General features: G+C 72.6%; 11 protein-coding genes. 7 read left to right on the forward strand and 4 right to left on the reverse strand.

Features of this window, described 5'->3' with window-relative positions:
- Positions 1 to 248: 248 nt before the first annotated feature.
- Positions 249 to 986, reverse strand: a complete 738-nt coding sequence (locus ACI794_RS08865; RefSeq protein ID WP_456616173.1) for a dihydrofolate reductase family protein — start codon at positions 984 to 986, stop codon at positions 249 to 251.
- A complete protein-coding gene (gene treZ / locus ACI794_RS08870; RefSeq protein WP_456616174.1) occupies positions 986 to 2,740 on the reverse strand; it encodes a malto-oligosyltrehalose trehalohydrolase in 1,755 nt (584 codons plus the stop codon). Before treZ ends, ACI794_RS08865 begins: the two co-directional genes overlap by 1 nt.
- A gap of 268 nt (positions 2,741 to 3,008) precedes the next feature.
- Here treZ and ACI794_RS08875 point away from each other — a divergent pair, with 268 nt between their 5' ends.
- Both ACI794_RS08875 and ACI794_RS08880 read left to right on the forward strand, forming a co-directional pair.
- Entirely contained in the window at positions 3,009 to 3,902 is an 894-nt protein-coding gene (locus ACI794_RS08875; RefSeq protein ID WP_456616175.1) for an ATP-grasp fold amidoligase family protein, read from the forward strand.
- Between the two features lie 168 nt (positions 3,903 to 4,070).
- Positions 4,071 to 5,012 carry an ATP-grasp fold amidoligase family protein gene (locus ACI794_RS08880; RefSeq protein ID WP_456616176.1) on the forward strand — a complete coding sequence of 314 codons (942 nt, stop codon included), beginning with the start codon at positions 4,071 to 4,073 and terminating at the stop codon, positions 5,010 to 5,012.
- Positions 5,013 to 5,046: 34 nt separating this feature from the next.
- On the opposite strand, the gene treY is transcribed toward ACI794_RS08880, so the two are convergent.
- The gene (gene treY, locus ACI794_RS08885) at positions 5,047 to 7,422 is read right to left on the reverse strand and encodes a malto-oligosyltrehalose synthase (protein ID WP_456616177.1); all 2,376 of its coding nucleotides are present in this window, start codon (positions 7,420 to 7,422) and stop codon (positions 5,047 to 5,049) included.
- Entirely contained in the window at positions 7,419 to 9,530 is a 2,112-nt protein-coding gene (gene glgX / locus ACI794_RS08890; RefSeq protein WP_456602516.1) for a glycogen debranching protein GlgX, read from the reverse strand. Before glgX ends, treY begins: the two co-directional genes overlap by 4 nt.
- A gap of 467 nt (positions 9,531 to 9,997) precedes the next feature.
- On the opposite strand from glgX, the gene uvrB reads away from it, so the two are divergent.
- The 5 genes from uvrB (at position 9,998) to ACI794_RS08915 (ending at position 18,826) form a co-directional block, all read left to right on the forward strand.
- Positions 9,998 to 12,115 carry an excinuclease ABC subunit UvrB gene (gene uvrB, locus ACI794_RS08895; protein ID WP_456580472.1) on the forward strand — a complete coding sequence of 706 codons (2,118 nt, stop codon included), beginning with the start codon at positions 9,998 to 10,000 and terminating at the stop codon, positions 12,113 to 12,115.
- 274 nt (positions 12,116 to 12,389) lie between these two features.
- Positions 12,390 to 13,571 (forward strand): TerC family protein, encoded by a 1,182-nt coding sequence (locus ACI794_RS08900; protein ID WP_456616178.1) that lies wholly within the window; start codon positions 12,390 to 12,392, stop codon positions 13,569 to 13,571.
- 220 nt (positions 13,572 to 13,791) lie between these two features.
- A complete protein-coding gene (locus tag ACI794_RS08905) occupies positions 13,792 to 14,895 on the forward strand; it encodes a TerC family protein (RefSeq protein WP_456602513.1) in 1,104 nt (367 codons plus the stop codon).
- A gap of 54 nt (positions 14,896 to 14,949) precedes the next feature.
- Entirely contained in the window at positions 14,950 to 16,911 is a 1,962-nt protein-coding gene (locus tag ACI794_RS08910; protein ID WP_456616179.1) for a S9 family peptidase, read from the forward strand.
- A 259-nt stretch (positions 16,912 to 17,170) separates the two neighbouring features.
- A complete protein-coding gene (locus tag ACI794_RS08915) occupies positions 17,171 to 18,826 on the forward strand; it encodes a M28 family peptidase (RefSeq protein ID WP_456616180.1) in 1,656 nt (551 codons plus the stop codon).
- Positions 18,827 to 18,881: the final 55 nt, after the last annotated feature.

Genomic DNA, 18,881 nt, shown 5'->3' on the forward strand with positions numbered 1-18,881 from the left:
GCGCTCCGGGCGCGGGGGGCGACCCCCGGGAGGCGCAGATGCCCGTGCACCTGAAGAGATCCAGCTGCACGCCGGAGTCCTGGAGGCGGCTGATCGCGGACCCCCAGGACCCCCGCGAGGACCTCCGTCGAGTGGGAGGGCGGGATGCCCCACGGCCCCGGGTACGCCTTCGGCTCGCACGACGGGGTCGACCTCTGGGCGGCGCCGGACGACGTCGCCACGGAGTCCGTGGTGCCGGCGCCCGCCGGTTACCGCTCCGCCGACCCGATCGCGTACCGGGCGAAGAGCATGCCGTCCTCCTCGAGCAGCTGGCGCAGCTCCAGCCGGGTGGGGGCGCCCAGGGCGCCGTCCAGCAGCCGGGTCTCGCCGCCGACCAGGGCCGGGGAGAGCGACAGGTCGAGCTCGTCGACGACGCCCGCCGCGAGCGCGGTCCGGAGCAGCTGCGGCCCGCCCTCGCAGGTGACCTGCTCCAGACCGAGCCCGGCGAGCGCGGCGAGGGCGGCCGGCAGGTCGACGTCGTCTTCCCCGCACACCAGCACCTCCGCGCCGGCGGCGGCGAGCGCGGCGCGGCGGTCGGCGTGGGCGGCCCCGCAGGTGACGACGACGGTGCGGGAGGCCGCCTCGGTGACCAGCCGGCTCGACGGGTCGAGGCTGGCCCGCCGGGAGACCACGGCGATCGGCGCCGTGGGCGGTCGGCCGATCGCCGCGCGCAGCCGGCCGACCGCGGAGCCGGGCAGGACCGGCCGGTAGCCCTCGGCGGAGGCGGTGCCGTGCCCGACCAGGACGACGTCGGCGAGCGCGCGCAGCACGCGGAACACCCGCTTGTCGCCGGGCGAGCCCAGCCCCTCGCTCACCCCGCCGACGGTGATCGCGCCGTCGAGCGAGGCGATGAAGTTCATCCGCAGCGCGGGGCCGGGCGGCAGCCGGTAGGCCTCCACGAGCCCGTCGTCGTCGACCGGCCCCGGCTCGGGCAGCAGCCGCCGCATCAGCGGGTGGCGAGGACGGCCGCGCTCTCGGCCGGCAGGGTCACCGTCGCGCCGTCGACCTCGGGCAGCTCCCCGGTGCAGAAGAGGACGTCGCCCACCGTGCGGTCCAGGTCGACCTCGCGCGGCTGGTCGGCGAGGTTGACCGCGACCCGCAGCGCGCCGCGGTGCACCACCAGCCAGCGGTCGGCGTCGTCCCAGGTCACCTCGACCGACGCCAGGTCCGGGTCGACCAGGTCCGGGTGGGCCCGGCGCAGCGCCAGCAGCGAACGGTGCAGCGCGAGAAGCCGGTCGTGCGGCTCCCTCTCCGGCTCGCTCCAGTCGAGCTTCGAGCGGGTGAAGGTCTCCGGGTCCTGGGGGTCGGGCACCTCGTCGGCGTCCCACCCGTGCTCGGCGAACTCGCCCTTGCGACCCTCCGCCGTCGCCCGGCCGATCTCCGGGTCGGTGTGGCTGGTGAAGAACTGCCAGGGCGTGGCGGCGCCCCACTCCTCGCCCATGAAGAGCATCGGGGTGAACGGGCTGGTGAGCACCAGCGTCGCGCCGACGCCGAGCAGGCCGGGGGAGAGCGACGCCGAGATGCGGTCGCCGACGGCGCGGTTGCCGATCTGGTCGTGGTCCTGCAGGTAGCCGAGGAACTTCCAGCCCGGCAGGTGGGCGGTGTCCACCGGCCGGCCGTGGTGCCGGCGGCGGAAGCTCGACCAGGCGCCGTCGTGGAAGAAGGCGCCGGTGAGGGTCTTGGCCAGGCCGCCGAGCCCGGCTTCGGCGAAGTCGCGGTAGTAGCCCTGGTCCTCGCCGGTCAGCGTGGCGTGCAGCGCGTGGTGGAAGTCGTCGCTCCACTGCGCGTGGATGCCGGTGCCGCCGGCGACCCGGGGCGTCACCATCCGCGGGTCGTTGAGGTCGCTCTCGGCGATCAGCGTGAGCGGCCGGCCGACGGCGGCCGACAGCCGGTCGACCTCCGCGGCCATCTCCTCCAGCAGGTGGGTGGCCCGCTCGTCGACGAGGGCGTGGACGGCGTCCAGGCGCAGCCCGTCGACGTGCATGTCGCGCAGCCACATCAGGGCGTTGTCGATGATGTAGCGGCGCACCTCGTCGGAGTCCGGCCCCGACAGGTTGACCGACTCGCCCCAGGTGTTCGCGCCGCCCTCGCTGAAGATCGGCATGAACAGCGGCAGGTAGTTGCCCGAGGGGCCGAGGTGGTTGTAGACGACGTCCTGCACCACGCCGAGACCGCGCTGGTGGCAGGCGTCGACGAACCGCTGGTAGGCCGCCGGGCCGCCGTAGCTCTCCTGCACCGCGTACCAGAGGACGCCGTCGTAGCCCCAGTTGTGCGTGCCGTCGAAGCCGTTGACGGGCAGCAGCTCCACGAAGTCGACGCCGAGGCCGACGAGGTGGTCGAGCTTGGCGATCGCCGAGTCCAGGGTGCCCTCGGGGGTGAACGTGCCGACGTGCAGCTCGTAGACCACGCCGCCGGCGAGGGGGCGGCCGGTCCAGGCGTCGTCGCCCCAGGCGTGGGCGGAGGGGTCGAAGCGGCGGGAGAGGCCGTGCACGCCGTCGGGCTGGCGGCGCGACCGCGGGTCGGGGCGGGGCGTGTCGTCGTCACCGAGCAGGAAGCCGTAGTCGGCCTCGGGCCCGGCCTCGACCTCGGCGCGCCACCAGCCGCCCTCGTCGCGGTGCATGTCGTGGACCGCGCCGTCCACCTGCAGACGCACCCGCTCCGGCAGCGGCGCCCAGACGGCGAACTCGACGGGTGCGGGCATGCAGGGCCTCCAGGACGGGGTCGGGCGGGGACGGTGACGGTGTTCTGCCCGGACGGCGGCCGTCGAACCGTCGGGCGGTGCCGCAGCGCCGTCGGAGGGCTGCGGACCCGTGACGGCCGAGCGGGAGCCGGGTGACCGGCTCTTCCCCCGATGGTGGGACGCGGGGACGGGATCGCGGTACCTAGGCTTCTCGCCGCGGTGGCGCACGGTCGCCACGGTGCAGACGCACGCCGGGGCATGCCGGCGTTCCCCGAAGAAGGATCTCGTGATGCCCAGGAGCCAGCTGAACGCGGTCCTGCGCTCGCGCCTGCGGCCCGCGCACCGCCGCATCGCCGGCCTCCTGCCTCCGGCCGCCCGGCGGCGCTACCTCTACCTGGCCGGCCAGGGGCGGGTGCCCCGGTTGCGCGCCCCGCAGACGTTCACCGAGAAGGTCAGCTGGCGCATCCTCCGGGACCGTCGGCCGGAGCTGGCGTGGACGTGCGACAAGCTGGCGATGAAGGACCACGCGCACCGCTTGCGGCAGGAGGCCGGCGTGGCCGTGCCGGAGACGCTGTGGTCGGGCGAGGACCTGACCGCGGTGGCCGGCCGGCGGTTCGACCGCCCCTGGGTGCTCAAGCCCAACCACCGGAGCGGGCTCGTGCGGTTCGGGGCCGCCTCGGACGTCATCGACGCGGCGACGGTGGCGGCGACGCGGGACTGGCTGCGCGACGACCAGAACGCGCTGCTGGGGGAGTGGGCCTACAGCTTGGCCCGGAAGCTGTTCCTCGTCGAGGAGGCTGTCGGCGGGGGCGACCCCCTGGACGACTACAAGTTCCTGGTGTTCGACGGCGAGGTCGCCGCGGTCCAGGTCGATCGGGGCAGGTTCACGGCGGAGCAGACGCGCTCCTACTACACGCCTGACTGGGAGCGCATGCCCGTCGAGCTGGTCGTGCCGACCGGACCGCCGGTCGAGGCCCCGGCGAACCTGGGCGCCATGCTGCGCGCCGCGGAGGTGCTCGGCCGTTCCTTCGACTTCATGCGCGTCGACCTGTACACCACGGGGGACGAGGTGTGGTTCGGCGAGCTCACCCCGTACCCGAGCGGGGGCTGCATGCGGTACGAGCCCAAGGAGTTCGACGCGTGGCTGGGATCGCACTGGTCGCTGCCGGCGTCCCCGCGCTGAACCCGGCGCCGGACGGCGCCACGGCCCGGGTCGGCGGCGTCGGTCTCCCCCGACGGTGGGACGCGGGAACGGGATCCGGAACCTAGGCTTCTCACCGTGGCGGCCAGGTGTCGCCGCCACGGTCAGCAGCACGCCGGGGATGCCGGCGTCCCACGGAGAAGGACCTCGATGCCCCGCAGCCAGTTGAACGCGGTCCTCCGCTCCTACCTTCAGCCCGCACACCGCGGGATCGCCGGTCTGCTGCCACCGACCGCGCGGCGGCGGTACCTGTACCTCGCCGGGCACCGGCAGCTGCCGCGCCTGCGGGACCCGCAGACCTTCTCCGAGAAGGTCAACTGGCGGATCCTGCGCGACCGCCGGCCCGAGCTGGCGTGGACCTGCGACAAGCTCGCGATGAAGGAGCACGCACACCGGCTGCAGCAGCAGGCGGGCGTGGTCGTCCCCGAGACGCTGTGGTCGGGGGAGGACCTGGCCGCGGTGGCCGGCCGGCGGTTCGACCGCCCCTGGGTGCTCAAGCCGAACCACCGGAGCGGGCTCGTGCGGTTCGGCGCGGCCTCGGAGGTCGTCGACGCGGCGACGGTGGCGGCGACGCGGGGCTGGCTCCGGGACGACCAGAGCGTGCTGCTCGGGGAGTGGGCCTACAGCGAGGCCCGGAAGCTCCTCCTCGTCGAGGAGGCCATCGGCGGGGGTGAACCGCTGGACGACTACAAGTTCTTCGTCTTCGACGGGCGGGTCGCCGCCATCCAGGTCGACCGGGGCCGGTTCTCCGGCGACCACACCCGCAACCTGTACACCCGCGACTGGGAGCCCGTCCCCGTGCAGGTCGTCGCGCCCAGCGGGCCGCCGACCGGGGCACCGGTGGACCTCCCCGCGATGCTGCACGCGGCGGAGGTGCTCGCTCGCTCCTACGACTTCATGCGGGTCGACCTCTACAGCTCGGCTGGCGCCATCTGGTTCGGGGAGCTCACCCCCTATCCGGGCGGCGGGGTCATGCCCTTCGAGCCGGCATCCTTCGACGAGTGGCTCGGGTCGCGGTGGACACTGCCGACGTCCCCGCAGGAAGACCGGCCGGCCGGCGCCCCGCGACCTCGCGCCACCGCTCCGGCGTAGCCGCGCACGTCGGTCACGCCCCCGGCCGCCGCCGCTACTCGCGCACGAGGAGCGCCACCGGGAGGCGGGAGAGCAGCGCGCCGGCCGCGACCCCCGCCGCGTCCGAGACCACCCGGGTGCCGGTCAGCAGGTCGCGCCAGGCGCCGGTGCCCAGCTGCAGTGCCGTGTCTCCCCAGCCGGTCCCGGCCAGCGCCGCCGGCAGCCGGGTCCCCACGACGACGACGCCGCCGCGGTCGTAGGCCACCAGGTGGTCCGCCGCCGAGCCGGTGACCGCGACCGGCTGGTACCCGCTGAACCGGTCGGGGTGGTCGCGGCGGGCGCGCAGGGTCCGCGACACGACGAGGAGCTTCGCCGCCCCGCTCTCGTCCACCGGAGGCACCTCGCCGCCGTCGAGCCGCTCCAGCAGCGAGCGGCGGAGGGCGTAGTCGACCGGGCGGCGGTTGTCGGGGTCGACCAGCGACAGGTCCCACAGCTCGGTGCCCTGGTAGACGTCCGGGACGCCCGGCATGGTGAGCTGCAGCAGCTTCTGGGTGAGGGAGTTCGACCAGCCCAGTGGGGCGATGCGGGTGACGAACGCGTCGACCTCCGACCGCGTGGCGGGGTCGTCGAAGGCCGCGTCGACCAGCGCGTGCAGCCGGGCCTCGAACTCTTCGTCCGGATCGGTCCAGGTGGTGGAGGTGCCGGCCTCGCGCGCGGCCTTCTCGGCGTAGGCGTGTGCGCGCTCGCGGGACAGCGGCCAGGCGCCGACCAGGTTCTGCCACACCAGGTGCGCCAGCGGGCGGTCGGGGAGCGGGTGCCGGTCGAGCCACCCCCGCACGAGCCGGGCCCACTCGTCGGGGACCTCCGCGAGCACCGCCAGCCGGGCGCGCACGTCCTCGCTGCGCTTGGTGTCGTGCGTCGAGAGCGTGGTCATCGACAGCGGGCGCACCTCCTGGCGCCGCTGCTGGGCCGCGTGGAACTCGGCGACCGTGCTGCCGAAGCGGGCCGGGTCGCCGCCGACCTCGTTCAGCGCCACGAACCGCGACCAGCGGTAGTAGGCGCTGTCCTCGACGCCCTTGGCCATCACCGGCCCGCTGGTCTGCTCGAACCGGGTCGCCGCCTCGGTGCCCGCCTGCGACAGCACCGGGTGCAGCGCGTCCAGGGCCGCGACCAGGTCGGGTCGCCGGGCGCGCACCGCCGCGACCGCCTCGTCGAGGTGCTCCCGGCCGTCGGGCAGGTAGCTGCGGTAGACGCCGAAGGTGGCCAGCAGCTCGGCCAGCGCCTCGGTCTGCTGCTCGGGGTCGATCCCGGGCAGCTCACCGATCACCCGCACCAGGCGGGCGACCTCCGAGCCGAGCATCCCGTCCGTGACCTCGCGCTTGCAGTCGTGGACGAGCTGCGCGTAGTCGACCGGCCGGCCGGCGAGCTCGGTGTCCAGCGCGGTGAGCGCCTCCTCGCCGGCCGGGTCGACGAGCACCTGGTCGACCTCGGTGAGCGCGTCGTAGCCGGTGGTCCCAGCGGTCGCCCAGCTCTCCGGCAGGTCCTCGCCGGGCTCGAGGATCTTCTCGACGACGGTCCAGCGGCCGCCCGACGCCTCGGCGAGCCGGTCGAGGTAGCCCTTGGGGTCGGCCAGCCCGTCGGGGTGGTCGATCCGCAGCCCGTCGACGGCGCCGTCGTGCACCAGCCGCAGCACGAGCTCGTGGGTGGCGTCGAAGACCGCCGGGTCCTCGACCCGCAGGCCGGCGAGGGTGTTGATGGCGAAGAACCGCCGGTAGTTCAGATCGGAGTCGGCGCGGCGCCAGTCGACCAGCTCGTAGTGCTGGCGGGCGTGCACCTCCTGCGGGGTAGGCCTCCGGCCTTCCTCGGTCGTCATGGTGCCCGGCGCGATCGGGAAGCGGTTGTCGTAGTAGCGGAGCTCCCCGTCTTCGTCGCCCCCACCCTCCCGGCCGACGGCCTCCAGCTTCTCGACGTCGTCCGCCGACCCCAGGACGGGGATGCGCACCTTGCCGCCGCCGAAGTCCCAGTCGATGTCGAACGCCGCGGCGTGCGCGCTGTCCCGTCCGTGCTTCAGCACGTCCCACCACCACGCGGCCGCGGCGGGGTCGTCCACGCCCATGTGGTTGGGCACCAGGTCGAGCACCAGCCCGAGGCCGTGCTCGTGCAGCGCGGCGACGAACCGGTCGAAGCCGGCCTGCCCGCCCCGGGCCTCGTCGATGTGCGCGTGGTCCACGGTGTCGTACCCGTGGTTGCTGCCCTCGGCGGAGCGGAGCAGCGGCGAGCTGTAGGCGTGGGTGACCCCCAGGTCGGCGAGGTACCCGGCCACCTCCGCGGCGTCCTGCAGCGGGAATCCGGCGTGCACCTGCAGCCGGTAGGTCGCCGCCGGGGTGCCGCGGCGGCGCTCGCTGCCGGGCACCTGGATCGGCTGGCTCACTGCGCGGGACCCGTCAGGACCACGATCGAGCGACCCTGCACGGTGACGGTTTCCCCGGGCTTGACCTCGACCGGCTCAACCTCGTGCATCTCGGCGGTGTCGAGCACCGGCGTCCAGGTCCGCGAGTAGTCGTCGCTGGGCAGGGTGAACTCGATCGGCTCGTGCGAGGCGTTGAACGCCAGGTAGAAGTGGTCGTCGGAGACGTACTCGCCGCGCTCGTCGGTCTCCCGGATCCCCACGCCGTTGAGGTAGACCGCCAGCGACTTGGCGTAGGCGGCGTCCCAGTCCTCGTCGGCCATCTCCTCGCCCGACGGGGCCAGCCAGGCGATGTCGGGCACCGGGTCACCGAGCCCGCGGCGCACCGGCCGGCCGTGGAAGAACCGGCGACGGCGGAACGTCGGGTGGTCGCAGCGCAGCTTGGTGACCTTCTTCGTGAACTCCAGCAGGCCCTCGTCGACGTTCTCCCAGTCGATCCAGGTCAGCTCGGAGTCCTGGCAGTAGCCGTTGTTGTTGCCGCCCTGCGAGCGCCCGAGCTCGTCGCCGTGCAGCAGCATCGGCACGCCCTGGCTCAGCATGATCGTGGTGATGAAGTTGCGCCGCTGCTGCGCGCGCAGCTGCAGGATCTCCGGGTCGTCGGTGGGGCCCTCGACGCCGCAGTTCCAGCTGCGGTTGTGGCTCTCGCCGTCGTTGTTGCCCTCGCCGTTGGCCTCGTTGTGCTTCTCGTTGTAGGAGACGAGGTCGTTGAGCGTGAAGCCGTCGTGCGCGGTCACGAAGTTGATGCTGGCCACCGGCCGCCGGCCCGAGTGCTGGTACAGGTCGGAGGAGCCGGAGATCCGGTCGGCGAACTCGCCGATCGTCCCCCCCTCGCCGCGCCAGAAGTCGCGGACGGTGTCGCGGTACTTGCCGTTCCACTCCGTCCACAGGGCCGGGAAGTTGCCGACCTGGTAGCCGCCCTCGCCGACGTCCCACGGCTCGGCGATGAGCTTCACCTGGCTGACCACCGGGTCCTGGTGGACAAGGTCGAAGAAGGTCGCCAGCCGGTCGACGGCGTGCAGCTCGCGGGCCAGCGCGGAGGCGAGGTCGAAGCGGAAACCGTCGACGTGCATCTCGGTGACCCAGTAGCGCAGCGAGTCCATGATCAGCTGGAGCGACTGCGGCGTCCGGACGTTGAGCGTGTTCCCGGTACCGGTGTAGTCCATGTAGAACTGCTCGTCGCCCTCGACGAGCTTGTAGTACGTGCGGTTGTCGATGCCCCGGAAGGAGAGCGTCGGGCCCAGGTGGTTGCCCTCGGCCGTGTGGTTGTAGACCACGTCGAGGATCACCTCGATGCCCGCCTCGTGCAGGGCGCGGACCATGCCCTTGAACTCCTGGACGTGCTGCCCGGCCGTCGTGTTGCTGGCGTACTCGTTGTGCGGGGCGAAGAAGCCGATCGTGTTGTAGCCCCAGTAGTTGCGCAGCCCCTTCTGCTGGAGGGTGTCGTCCTGCACGAACTGGTGCACCGGCAACAGCTCGATCGCCGTGATGCCCAGGTCCTGGAGGTGCTCGATCGTCGCCGGGTGCGCGACGCCGGCGTAGGTGCCGCGCAGCTCCTCGGGGATCCGCGGGTTGGTCATCGTGAGCCCCTTGACGTGGGCCTCGTAGATGACCGTCTTGTTGTAGGGGGTCTTCGGCGGGCGGTCCACGCCCCAGTCGAAGTACGGGTTGACGACGACGGACTTCGGCATGTGCGCCGCCGAGTCGTCGTCGTTGCGCTCCTTGGTCTCGAAGTCGTAGCCGAACACGGACGGGTCCCAGTCGATCTGGCCGTCGATCGCCTTCGCGTACGGGTCGAGCAGGAGCTTGTTCGGGTTGCAGCGCAGCCCCTGCGCCGGGTCGTGCGGGCCGTGCACCCGGAAGCCGTACTTCTGGCCGGGGTGGATGCCGGGCAGGAAGGCGTGCCAGACGTACCCGTCCATCTCGGGCAGCCGGACGCGTTCCTCGTTGCCGTCGTCGTCGAACAGGCACAGCTCGACCTTCTCGGCCACCTCGCTGAAGATCGCGAAGTTCGTCCCGGTGCCGTCGTACGTGGCGCCGAGGGGATAGGCACTTCCGGGCCACACCTGGGTCATCTGGGGGGTTCCTCCTGCGCAGGGCGCCCCGGGGCTGGGGGCGGGTGACCCGGGTGCATGCTCGCGCGACCCGGGTCCGGGGACGGGCGTCGGGACCCCGTTGCCCGCGCGCGGGGCTCGCCACACCTACGCGGAGGGGTGAGACTGCCGACTCCCGCGCCGGCGGGCGGGTACCGGGTGCGACGACGCCCCCCGCGGTGGACCGCAGAGGGCGTCGTGCGCAGGCCCGGCCGGGGGCCGCGGGCCCGCCGGGCCGGGACCGGGGGGCGCACCGGGGTCCGACCTCGCCCGGGGAGGACCCGGGTGGCGCTGGTCCTCGGCGCGGACCGCTCCTGCGACTCGGCACGCTAGGGGTGCGGGCGGGAGCAGACAAGTACCCGGCCTGCCGGTCGGTGTCCCGGGCGCCCCAGCGCTCGCGCCCAGCGCTCGCGACCCGTTCTGTCACACCGCCGACGTACCGTCGTCCCGTGCGCACGTCCACCGAGCTCAGGCCCACCCAGGGGCGCTTCCGCGTCGTCAGCGACTTCCAGCCCTCGGGCGACCAGCCGGCCGCGATCGAGGCGCTCGCCCAGCGGGTGAACGCGGGGGAGAAGGACGTCGTCCTCCTCGGCGCCACGGGCACCGGCAAGTCCGCGACGACGGCGTGGCTGATCGAGAAGGTCCAGCGCCCGACGCTCGTGATGGCGCCGAACAAGACCCTCGCCGCACAGCTGGCCAACGAGTTCCGCGAGCTGCTCCCCGACAACGCCGTGGAGTACTTCGTCTCCTACTACGACTACTACCAGCCCGAGGCATACGTCCCGCAGACCGACACCTACATCGAGAAGGACTCCTCGATCAACGAGGAGGTCGAGCGGTTGCGGCACTCGGCGACCAACAGCCTCTTCACCCGGCGGGACGTCGTCGTGGTGGCCACGGTCTCCTGCATCTACGGCCTCGGCACGCCCCAGGAGTACGTGGAGCGGGCGCTGAAGATCAAGGTGGGGGAGGAGCGCGACCGCGACGAGCTGCTGCGCACCCTGGTCACCGAGCAGTACACCCGCAACGACCTCTCGTTCACGCGCGGCACCTTCCGGGTGCGCGGCGACACGATCGAGGTCTTCCCCGTGTACGAGGAGCTCGCCGTCCGCATCGAGATGTTCGGCGACGAGGTCGAGCGGCTCTACTACCTGCACCCGCTGACCGGCGAGGTCGTGCGCGAGGTCGAGGAGATCTACGTCTTCCCGGCCAGCCACTACGTCGCCGGCCCGGAGCGGATGGAGCGGGCTATCGGCAACATCGAGGCCGAGCTGGAGACGCGGCTCGCCGAGCTCGAGAAGCAGGGCAAGCTGCTGGAGGCCCAGCGGCTGCGCATGCGCACCACCTACGACATCGAGATGATGCGCCAGGTCGGCTTCTGCTCGGGCATCGAGAACTACTCGCGCCACATCGACGGCCGCTCGCCCGGCAGCGCCGGCAGCTGCCTCCTCGACTACTTCCCCGACGACTTCCTCCTGGTCATCGACGAGTCACACGTGACCGTCCCGCAGATCGGCGGCATGTACGAGGGCGACATGAGCCGCAAGCGCACGCTGGTCGAGCACGGCTTCCGGCTCCCCTCGGCGATGGACAACCGGCCGCTGAAGTGGGAGGAGTTCACCGACCGGATCGGCCAGACCGTCTACCTCTCGGCGACGCCGGGTGACTACGAGCTCGGCCGGACCCAGGGCGAGGTCGTCGAGCAGGTCATCCGCCCGACCGGCCTGGTCGACCCGGAGGTCGTGGTCAAGCCGACCAAGGGCCAGATCGACGACCTGGTGCACGAGATCCGGCTGCGGACCGAGAAGGACGAGCGGGTGCTGGTCACCACGCTCACCAAGAAGATGGCCGAGGACCTCACCGACTACCTGCTCGAGCTCGGCATCAAGGTCCGCTACCTGCACTCCGAGGTCGACACCCTGCGGCGGGTTGAGCTGCTCCGCGAGCTGCGCCAGGGCGAGTACGACGTGCTGGTCGGCATCAACCTGCTGCGCGAGGGCCTGGACCTGCCCGAGGTGTCACTGGTCGCCATCCTCGACGCCGACAAGGAGGGGTTCCTCCGCTCGGGCCGGTCGCTCATCCAGACGATCGGCCGGGCCGCGCGCAACGTCTCGGGTCAGGTGCACATGTACGCCGACAAGATCACCCCCTCGATGGCGCAGGCGATCGAGGAGACCAACCGGCGCCGGGAACGGCAGATCGCCTACAACACCGAGCGCGGGGTGGACCCGCAGCCGCTGCGGAAGAAGATCGTCGACATCCTCGACGGCATCTACCGCGACGCCACGGAGGCCGAGGGCGCCACCGAGCTGCTCGGGGGCTCCGGCCGGCAGCAGTCGCGCGGCAAGTCCCCGGTGCCCGGGCTGTCGTCCAAGTCGCGGGCGAAGGCCGGTTCGATCGACGTCCAGGGCCTGCCGCGCAACGAGCTGGCGGACATGATCACGCAGATGAACGAGCAGATGCTGGCCGCCGCTCGTGAGCTGCAGTTCGAGGTGGCCGCCCGCCTGCGCGACGAGCTCAACGAGCTGAAGAAGGAGCTGCGCCAGTTCGACGCCGCGCACGCCTGACCCCCGGCGGGAGCCGGCCCGTCGACCGGACGGGCCTCGGATCTTCGTCGGGGAGCGGGGAACTCCTCGGCGACCCGGGGCGTTGACGGCTCTGAACCACACGGAACGTGCGGGCGATGACGTCTGCGCGGACCGGGTTCGTGGAGGGGAGTATCCCGACGCGAGCGGGTCGTCACTACGGGATCCCCTGCGGTCCCCGGCCCGTCGGCCGCCCGTCCGGGCGGTGGGAGAGACCTCCGGCAACTGACAACCGCCAGTTCCCCGGAGGCTCTTCTTGGACGTCCCGTTCTGGGTCTGGGCGATCACGGTCACCGCGATCGTCGCCATGCTCGCTTTCGACTTCTTCGGTCACGTGCGCACACCGCACGCGCCGACCCTGCGCGAATCGGCCACCTGGTCGGCGATCTACGTCGCGCTCGCCATCATCTTCGGGATCCTGATCTGGGTCTTCTACGGGGCGACGTACGGCGGTGAGTACTTCGCCGGCTACATCACCGAGAAGAGCTTGTCGGTCGACAACCTCTTCGTGTTCGTGATCATCATGGCGAGCTTCGGGGTGCCTCGGGAGCTCCAGCAGAAGGTGCTGCTGTTCGGCATCGCCTTCGCGCTCGCGCTGCGCACGGTCTTCATCGCCGTGGGCGCCGCCGCCATCGCCAACTTCAGCTGGGTGTTCTACCTCTTCGGCGCCATCCTCATCTGGACGGCCTGGGTGCAGGCGCGCAGCGGCGGGCACAGCGAGGAGGAGGACTACAAGGAGAACGCCGTCCTCCGGTTCGCGCGCAAGCGGCTGCGGACCACGGACGAGTACCACTCCGACCGGATGACGGTGAAGCAGGAGGGCAAGCGCTACCTGACCCCGCTGGCGATCGCGCTGATCGCGATCGGCACCGCCGACGTCATCTTCGCCGTCGACTCGATCCCGGCGATCTTCGGCCTCACCCAGGAGACGTTCCTCGTCTTCGCCGCGAACGCCTTCTCGCTGCTGGGTCTGCGCCAGCTGTTCTTCCTCATCGACGGGCTGCTCGACCGGCTGGTGTACCTGGCATACGGGCTGGCGGTCATCCTCGGCTTCATCGGCATCAAGCTGGTCATCCACGCGCTGCACACCAACGAGCTGCCGTTCCTCAACGGCGGTGAGCACATCACCCTGATCCCCGAGGTGCCCACCTGGCTCTCCCTGTCGGTCATCCTGGTCACCTTGGCCGTGACGACCGTGGCGAGCCTGGCCAGGAGCCGCCGGGACCGCGAGGAGCACGCTGCCCTCGCCGCCGACCTGCCGCAGGCCCCCGCCGGGCTCGCCGCCGAGGAGCGGCCGGCGGGCGCCGACCCGGCGGTCGGGACGGGGTCGGCCACCGCGGGCGATCCGCTCGGCCAAGGCGTGGGCGACCACGGGCCCGGGGCTGCGGACGCGCGCGAGGAGACGGCGCGCCGGACGGACGGATCACTCCGGCGGTAGACGGCGGAGCGCCGGGGTACGGTGTGCGCCACGTACCCCGGTGCTCGCAGTCGATGGGGCCTGCACGGCGACGGGGTCGCACGATGGAGGGGAGTATCCCCCCGCGGCAGCGTCGTCATCACGAGATCCCACGGTCTCCGGTGCTGCCGGTCGTCGGCCCCGGCCGGCGGTGGGAGAGACCTCCGGTGCCGACACTCGTCCCCCGGAGGACCTCACCCGCATGGAACTTCCCGTCTGGTTCGAGATCACGACGTTCGTGGGGCTCACGGTCCTGCTTCTCGCCGACCTCGCCATCGTCGCCCGCCGCCCGCACGAACCCTCCATCAAGGAGGCCGGGCTGTGGGTGAGCTTCTACATCAGCCTGGCGCTGATCTTCGGCCTGCTGATGCTGGCGTTCACCAACGGCACGTACGCCACGGAGTTCTACGCGGGCTGGCTCACCGAGTACTCGCTCTCGGTCGACAACCTCTTCGTCTTCGTGATCATCATGGCCCGCTTCCAGGTGCCCCGGAAGTTCCAGCAGGAAGCGCTGATGATCGGCATCATCATCGCGCTCGTCCTGCGCGGGATCTTCATCCTGCTCGGCGCCGTGGTCATCGAGCGGTTCGTGTGGGTCTTCTACATCTTCGGCGCGTTCCTCATCTACACCGCGATCAACCTGGTGAAGCACCGCGGCGAGGACGACGAGTACGAGGAGAACGCGTTCATCCGGCGGATGCGCTCGGTGCTCCCGATCACCCAGGACTACCACGGCGCGAAGATCCGGGTGACCGAGAACGGCAAGAAGATGTGGACGCCGATGATCGTGGTCATCCTGGCGCTCGGCACCACCGACCTGATCTTCGCGCTGGACAGCATCCCGGCGATCTTCGGCCTGACCCGGGAGCCGTTCATCGTCTTCACGGCCAACGTCTTCGCCCTCATGGGCCTGCGCCAGCTGTACTTCCTGCTGGGCGGCCTGCTCAAGCGGCTCGTGTACCTCTCCCTCGGGCTCGCCGTCATCCTGGCCTTCATCGGCGTCAAGCTGATCCTCGAGGCGGTGCACGAGAACCAGCTGCCGTTCGCCGGTGAGCGCGAGCCCATCGAGGCGGTGCCGCACATCCCGATCTGGCTCTCGCTGAGCATCATCCTGGGCGTCCTGGTCATCGCCACCGTGGCCAGCCTCCTGAAGACCCGCGGCCAGATCGCCACCGCCGGTCCGCCGGACATCGACACGGAGACGGCGCAGTCGGTGCCCACCGGCGGGCCGGAGGCCGCGGCCGCGGCCGAGGCCAAGATCGCCGAGCGCGGCGCGGCCGCCGAGGACGACCACCGCAGGAGCTGACGACGGGGGTTCCGCCCGGAGGGCGGGTCCGGGGTCTCGGCTAGCGTCGCCGGCATGCGCCCGTCGGACCTCGCCCTCCTGCGGACGCCGGGGACGCCGACGGTCTCGCCCGACGGGCGCATCGCGGTGGTCGCCGTGGGCTGGGCGGATCCGGAGGCCGACGCCTACCGCAGCCAGCTGTGGGCGGTGCCGACCGACGGCTCGGCGCCCGCGCGCCCGCTGACGGCCGGTCGCCGCGACACCGACCCCCGCTTCTCCCCGGACGGGCGGTGGATCGCCTACCTCGGCGCGGAGCCCGGCGGCCGTCCCCAGGTGCGGGTGCTGCCGGCGGCCGGCGGGGCGCCACGCCGGCTGACCGGCCACCCGCTCGGTGCCGGGGCCCCGGTGTGGGCCCCGGACTCGCGCCGCCTCGCCTACGTCGCCCGGGTGCCCGAGCAGGGCCGGTACGGCACGGTGCCCGGGGTCGGGCCGGCGGCGGAGCCGCCCCGGCTGATCACCACCCTCGGGTACCGGCGGGAGGGGATCGGGCACCTGCGCGACCGGCCGGCCCAGGTCTTCGTCGTCCCCCTCCCGGCCGACTTCGCCGACGACGCCGCCCCGCTCCAGGAGCCGGTGCAGGTGACCACGGGGCACGCCGACTGCGCCGACGTGACCTGGCGCCCGGACGGCGCCGAGCTGGCCTTCGTCTCCGCGCGGCACGACCGCGCCGACCTGGTCCGGGACGTGCACGCCGTCCGCCCCGACGGCTCCGGGCTGCGCCGGGTCACGGAGGCGCGCGCCGACTGCTCGCTGCCCACGTACGCCCCGGACGGCGGCTCGATCGTGCTCACCGCCGTTCCCGACCTCGGGCCGGCGGGGGTGGACACCGCGGCCCGGGCGACGGTGCCCTGCCGGGTGCCCGTCGACGGCGGCCCGCTGACCCCGCTCCTCGACCCGGAGCAGCACGCACGGGGCGATTTCACCCCGGCGACCGTGCTGGCCGACGGGGCGGTGCTGGTGGGCGACCAGCGGCGGGGGGCGGTGGCGCTCCTGCGGGTGCCCCTGGACGGCGGGCCGCCCGAGACGCTCGTCGACGGCTCGTTCACCGTCCGCGGGATCGGAGCCGCCGGCGCGGTCGTCGTCGCCACCGTGGCGCACGACCGCTCGGCCGGCGAGCTGCTGGCCCTGCGCGGCGGGGAACGCCGGCTGCTCACCGGGTTCGGCCGGGAACTCGGGGCGACCGGGCGCCTGCACCGGATGCACGAGCGGAGCGCGCACGCGCCCGACGGGTACCCGGTGCACGGCTGGGTGACGCTGCCGCCGGGGGAGGGGCCCCACCCGGTGCTGCTCGTCCTCCACGGCGGGCCGTTCCGCCAGGACGGCTGGGAGCTGCTGGACGAGACGCAGGTGCTCGCCTCGGCCGGCTACGCCGTCGTCCGGTGCAACCCGCGCGGGTCCGCCGGCTACGGCGCGGCGCACGGGCGGGCCGTCCGCGGCGCGTGGGGCGGCCCGGACGCCGACGACGTCCTGGCGTTCCTCGACGCGGTGCTCGCCGACCCGGCGCTCGACGCCGGGCGGGTGGGCGTCATGGGGCGGGGCTACGGCGGCGCCCTCGCCGCCCTGCTGATCGGCCGGACGGACCGCTTCGCGGCGGCCGTCGTCGAGGGCGCGTTGACCGATCCGGAGAGCTTCGTCGGCAGCTCGGACGTCGGCTGGTGCTTCGTCGACTCCCACCTCGGGACCGATCCGGAGCGGCTGCGGGCGCAGAGCCCGCTGGCCCAGGCCGGGAGCATCCGCACGCCCACGCTGGTCGTCCACGGCGAGGAGGACCAGCGGACGCCGCCGGAGCAGGGGGAACGCCTCTACGTCGAGCTGGTGCGGCGCGGGGTCCCGGCCGAGCTCCTGCTCTTCCCGGGGGAGGGGCACGACCTCCCGCACACCGGTGGTCCCCGGCACCGCCTGGCGCGCCTGGAACACCTCCGCGACTGGTGGGGGCGGTGGCTCCCGGTCGGCGGCACGGCCCACTCCGGTAGGTGATCCCTCGACACGCCGTCACGGTCGATCACTGAGCGTCGAAGACGTCGCTCAGCGTGTCGTGACGTGCGTCACACGCGAAGTCGCAGGTCGTGAACGGCAATCGAGGTGCGGGAAGACGTCCCCGGGCGGGCCGCGCGGGCTTCCGGATCGCAACCTTCCTCTATGCAACCGGGCCGTCACTCCGGTGGAGTGCCGGTGCCGGCAACGGAGCCGGCGCCCGGCGGCTGCGCCGCCGACCACCGATCGAAGGGGATCGAGCGTGAACGAACGACGGACCGCGTCCGCACGACGGACGGCGGCTCGAACCATCGCACTGGGCACCAGCGGGCTCATGATCGCCCTGGCGCTCCCCGTCACCACGGCCACCGCCGCACCCCGGGACCCGTGCGACCGCCGGCACAACAACACCTACGCCAAGCTGCTCGAGTGCGTGGACCTCGAGGACGTCCTCGAGCACCAGCAGGCCTTCCAGAAGATCGCCGACAACAGCGACGACCCGGTCTACCCCGGCAGCCGCGCGGCGGGCACGGACGGCTACGCCGACAGCGTCGAGTACATCGCAGGCCTGCTGGAGGACGCCCGCATGGACGTCACCCTCGATCCGGTGGAGGTCACCTTCAACTTCCCCGCCGTGCTCCGGCAGCTGACGCCGGTCCCGGCCGAGTACGAGACCGGCGTCTTCACCGGCAGCGGCTCGGGCGCCGTGGAAGGCGCGGTCGTCCCCGTGGACCTCGTCATCGACGGCGACCGCGCGACCTCCAGCAGCGGGTGCGAGGCCGCCGACTTCGCCGGGCTGGACCTGACCGGTGGCTCCGACGTCGCGCTGATCCAGCGCGGTACCTGCAACTTCGGCGACAAGGTGGTCAACGCGCAGACCGCGGGGGCGGAGGCGGTCGTCATCTTCAACCAGGGCAACGGCCCCGACCGCATGGAGCTGATCGTCGCCAACGCCGCCACGCTCGGTGACGGCAGCACGGTGACGCACAGGATCCCCGTCGTCGGCGCCAGCTTCGACCAGGGCGTCGCCCTCGCGGCGGAGGGCGCCACCGCGTTCGTCGAGGTGCTGCCCGCGGAGACCCGCACCGACTACAACGTGATCGCCGAGGTGCGGGGCCGGGACAGGAACAACGTCGTCATGGCCGGCGCGCACCTCGACAGCGTCACCGAGGGCCCCGGCATCAACGACAACGGGTCGGGCTCCGCGGCGCTGCTGGAGACGGCGCTGTCGATGGCCAGCCTCAAGCCGCACAACACCCTGCGGTTCGCCTGGTGGGCGGCGGAGGAGCAGGGGCTGGTCGGCTCGGCCAGCTACGTGGCGAAGCAGCCGCAGAGCGAGCTCGACCGGATCGCCCTCTACATGAACTACGACATGGTCGCCTCGCCGAACTACGTGCAGATGGTCTACGACTCGGACGAGTCGACCTGGGACGCCTCCGCTCCCATCCCGCCGGGGTCGACGGCGATCGAGGACGTCTACGAGTCCTACTACACCAAGATCGGCGTGCCCTACGACGACGCGGAGTACTCCGGCCGCAGCGACTACCAGGCGTTCATCAACGCCGGCATCCCCTCCGGTGGACTCTTCACCGGCGCGGAGGTGCGCAAGACCGAGGAGCAGGTGGCGATCTGGGGCGGGGACGCGGGTGAGCAGTTCGACCCCTGCTACCACCAGGCCTGCGACCAGATCGGCAACCTCGCGCTGGACGCACTGGACGTGAACAGCGACCTCATCGCGTTCGCGATGCTCACGTTCGCCTTCTCCACGGAGTCGGTGAACGGCGTGAAGGGCAGGCCGGTCCCCGGGCCGGCGTTCGAGCTGCCCGCCCCCGCCGGTGCGGAGGGCACGTTCGCCGTGCCCGCCGGCGGCGGTGGTCTCGAGCACGACCACGTGCACGGCCACGAGATCGTGAGCTGACCTTCCCGAACGCGAGCCGTCGTCGGCGTCCCCCCGGGACGCCGGCGGCGGCTCG

This window comes from Blastococcus sp. SYSU DS0541 (genome assembly GCF_054050875.1).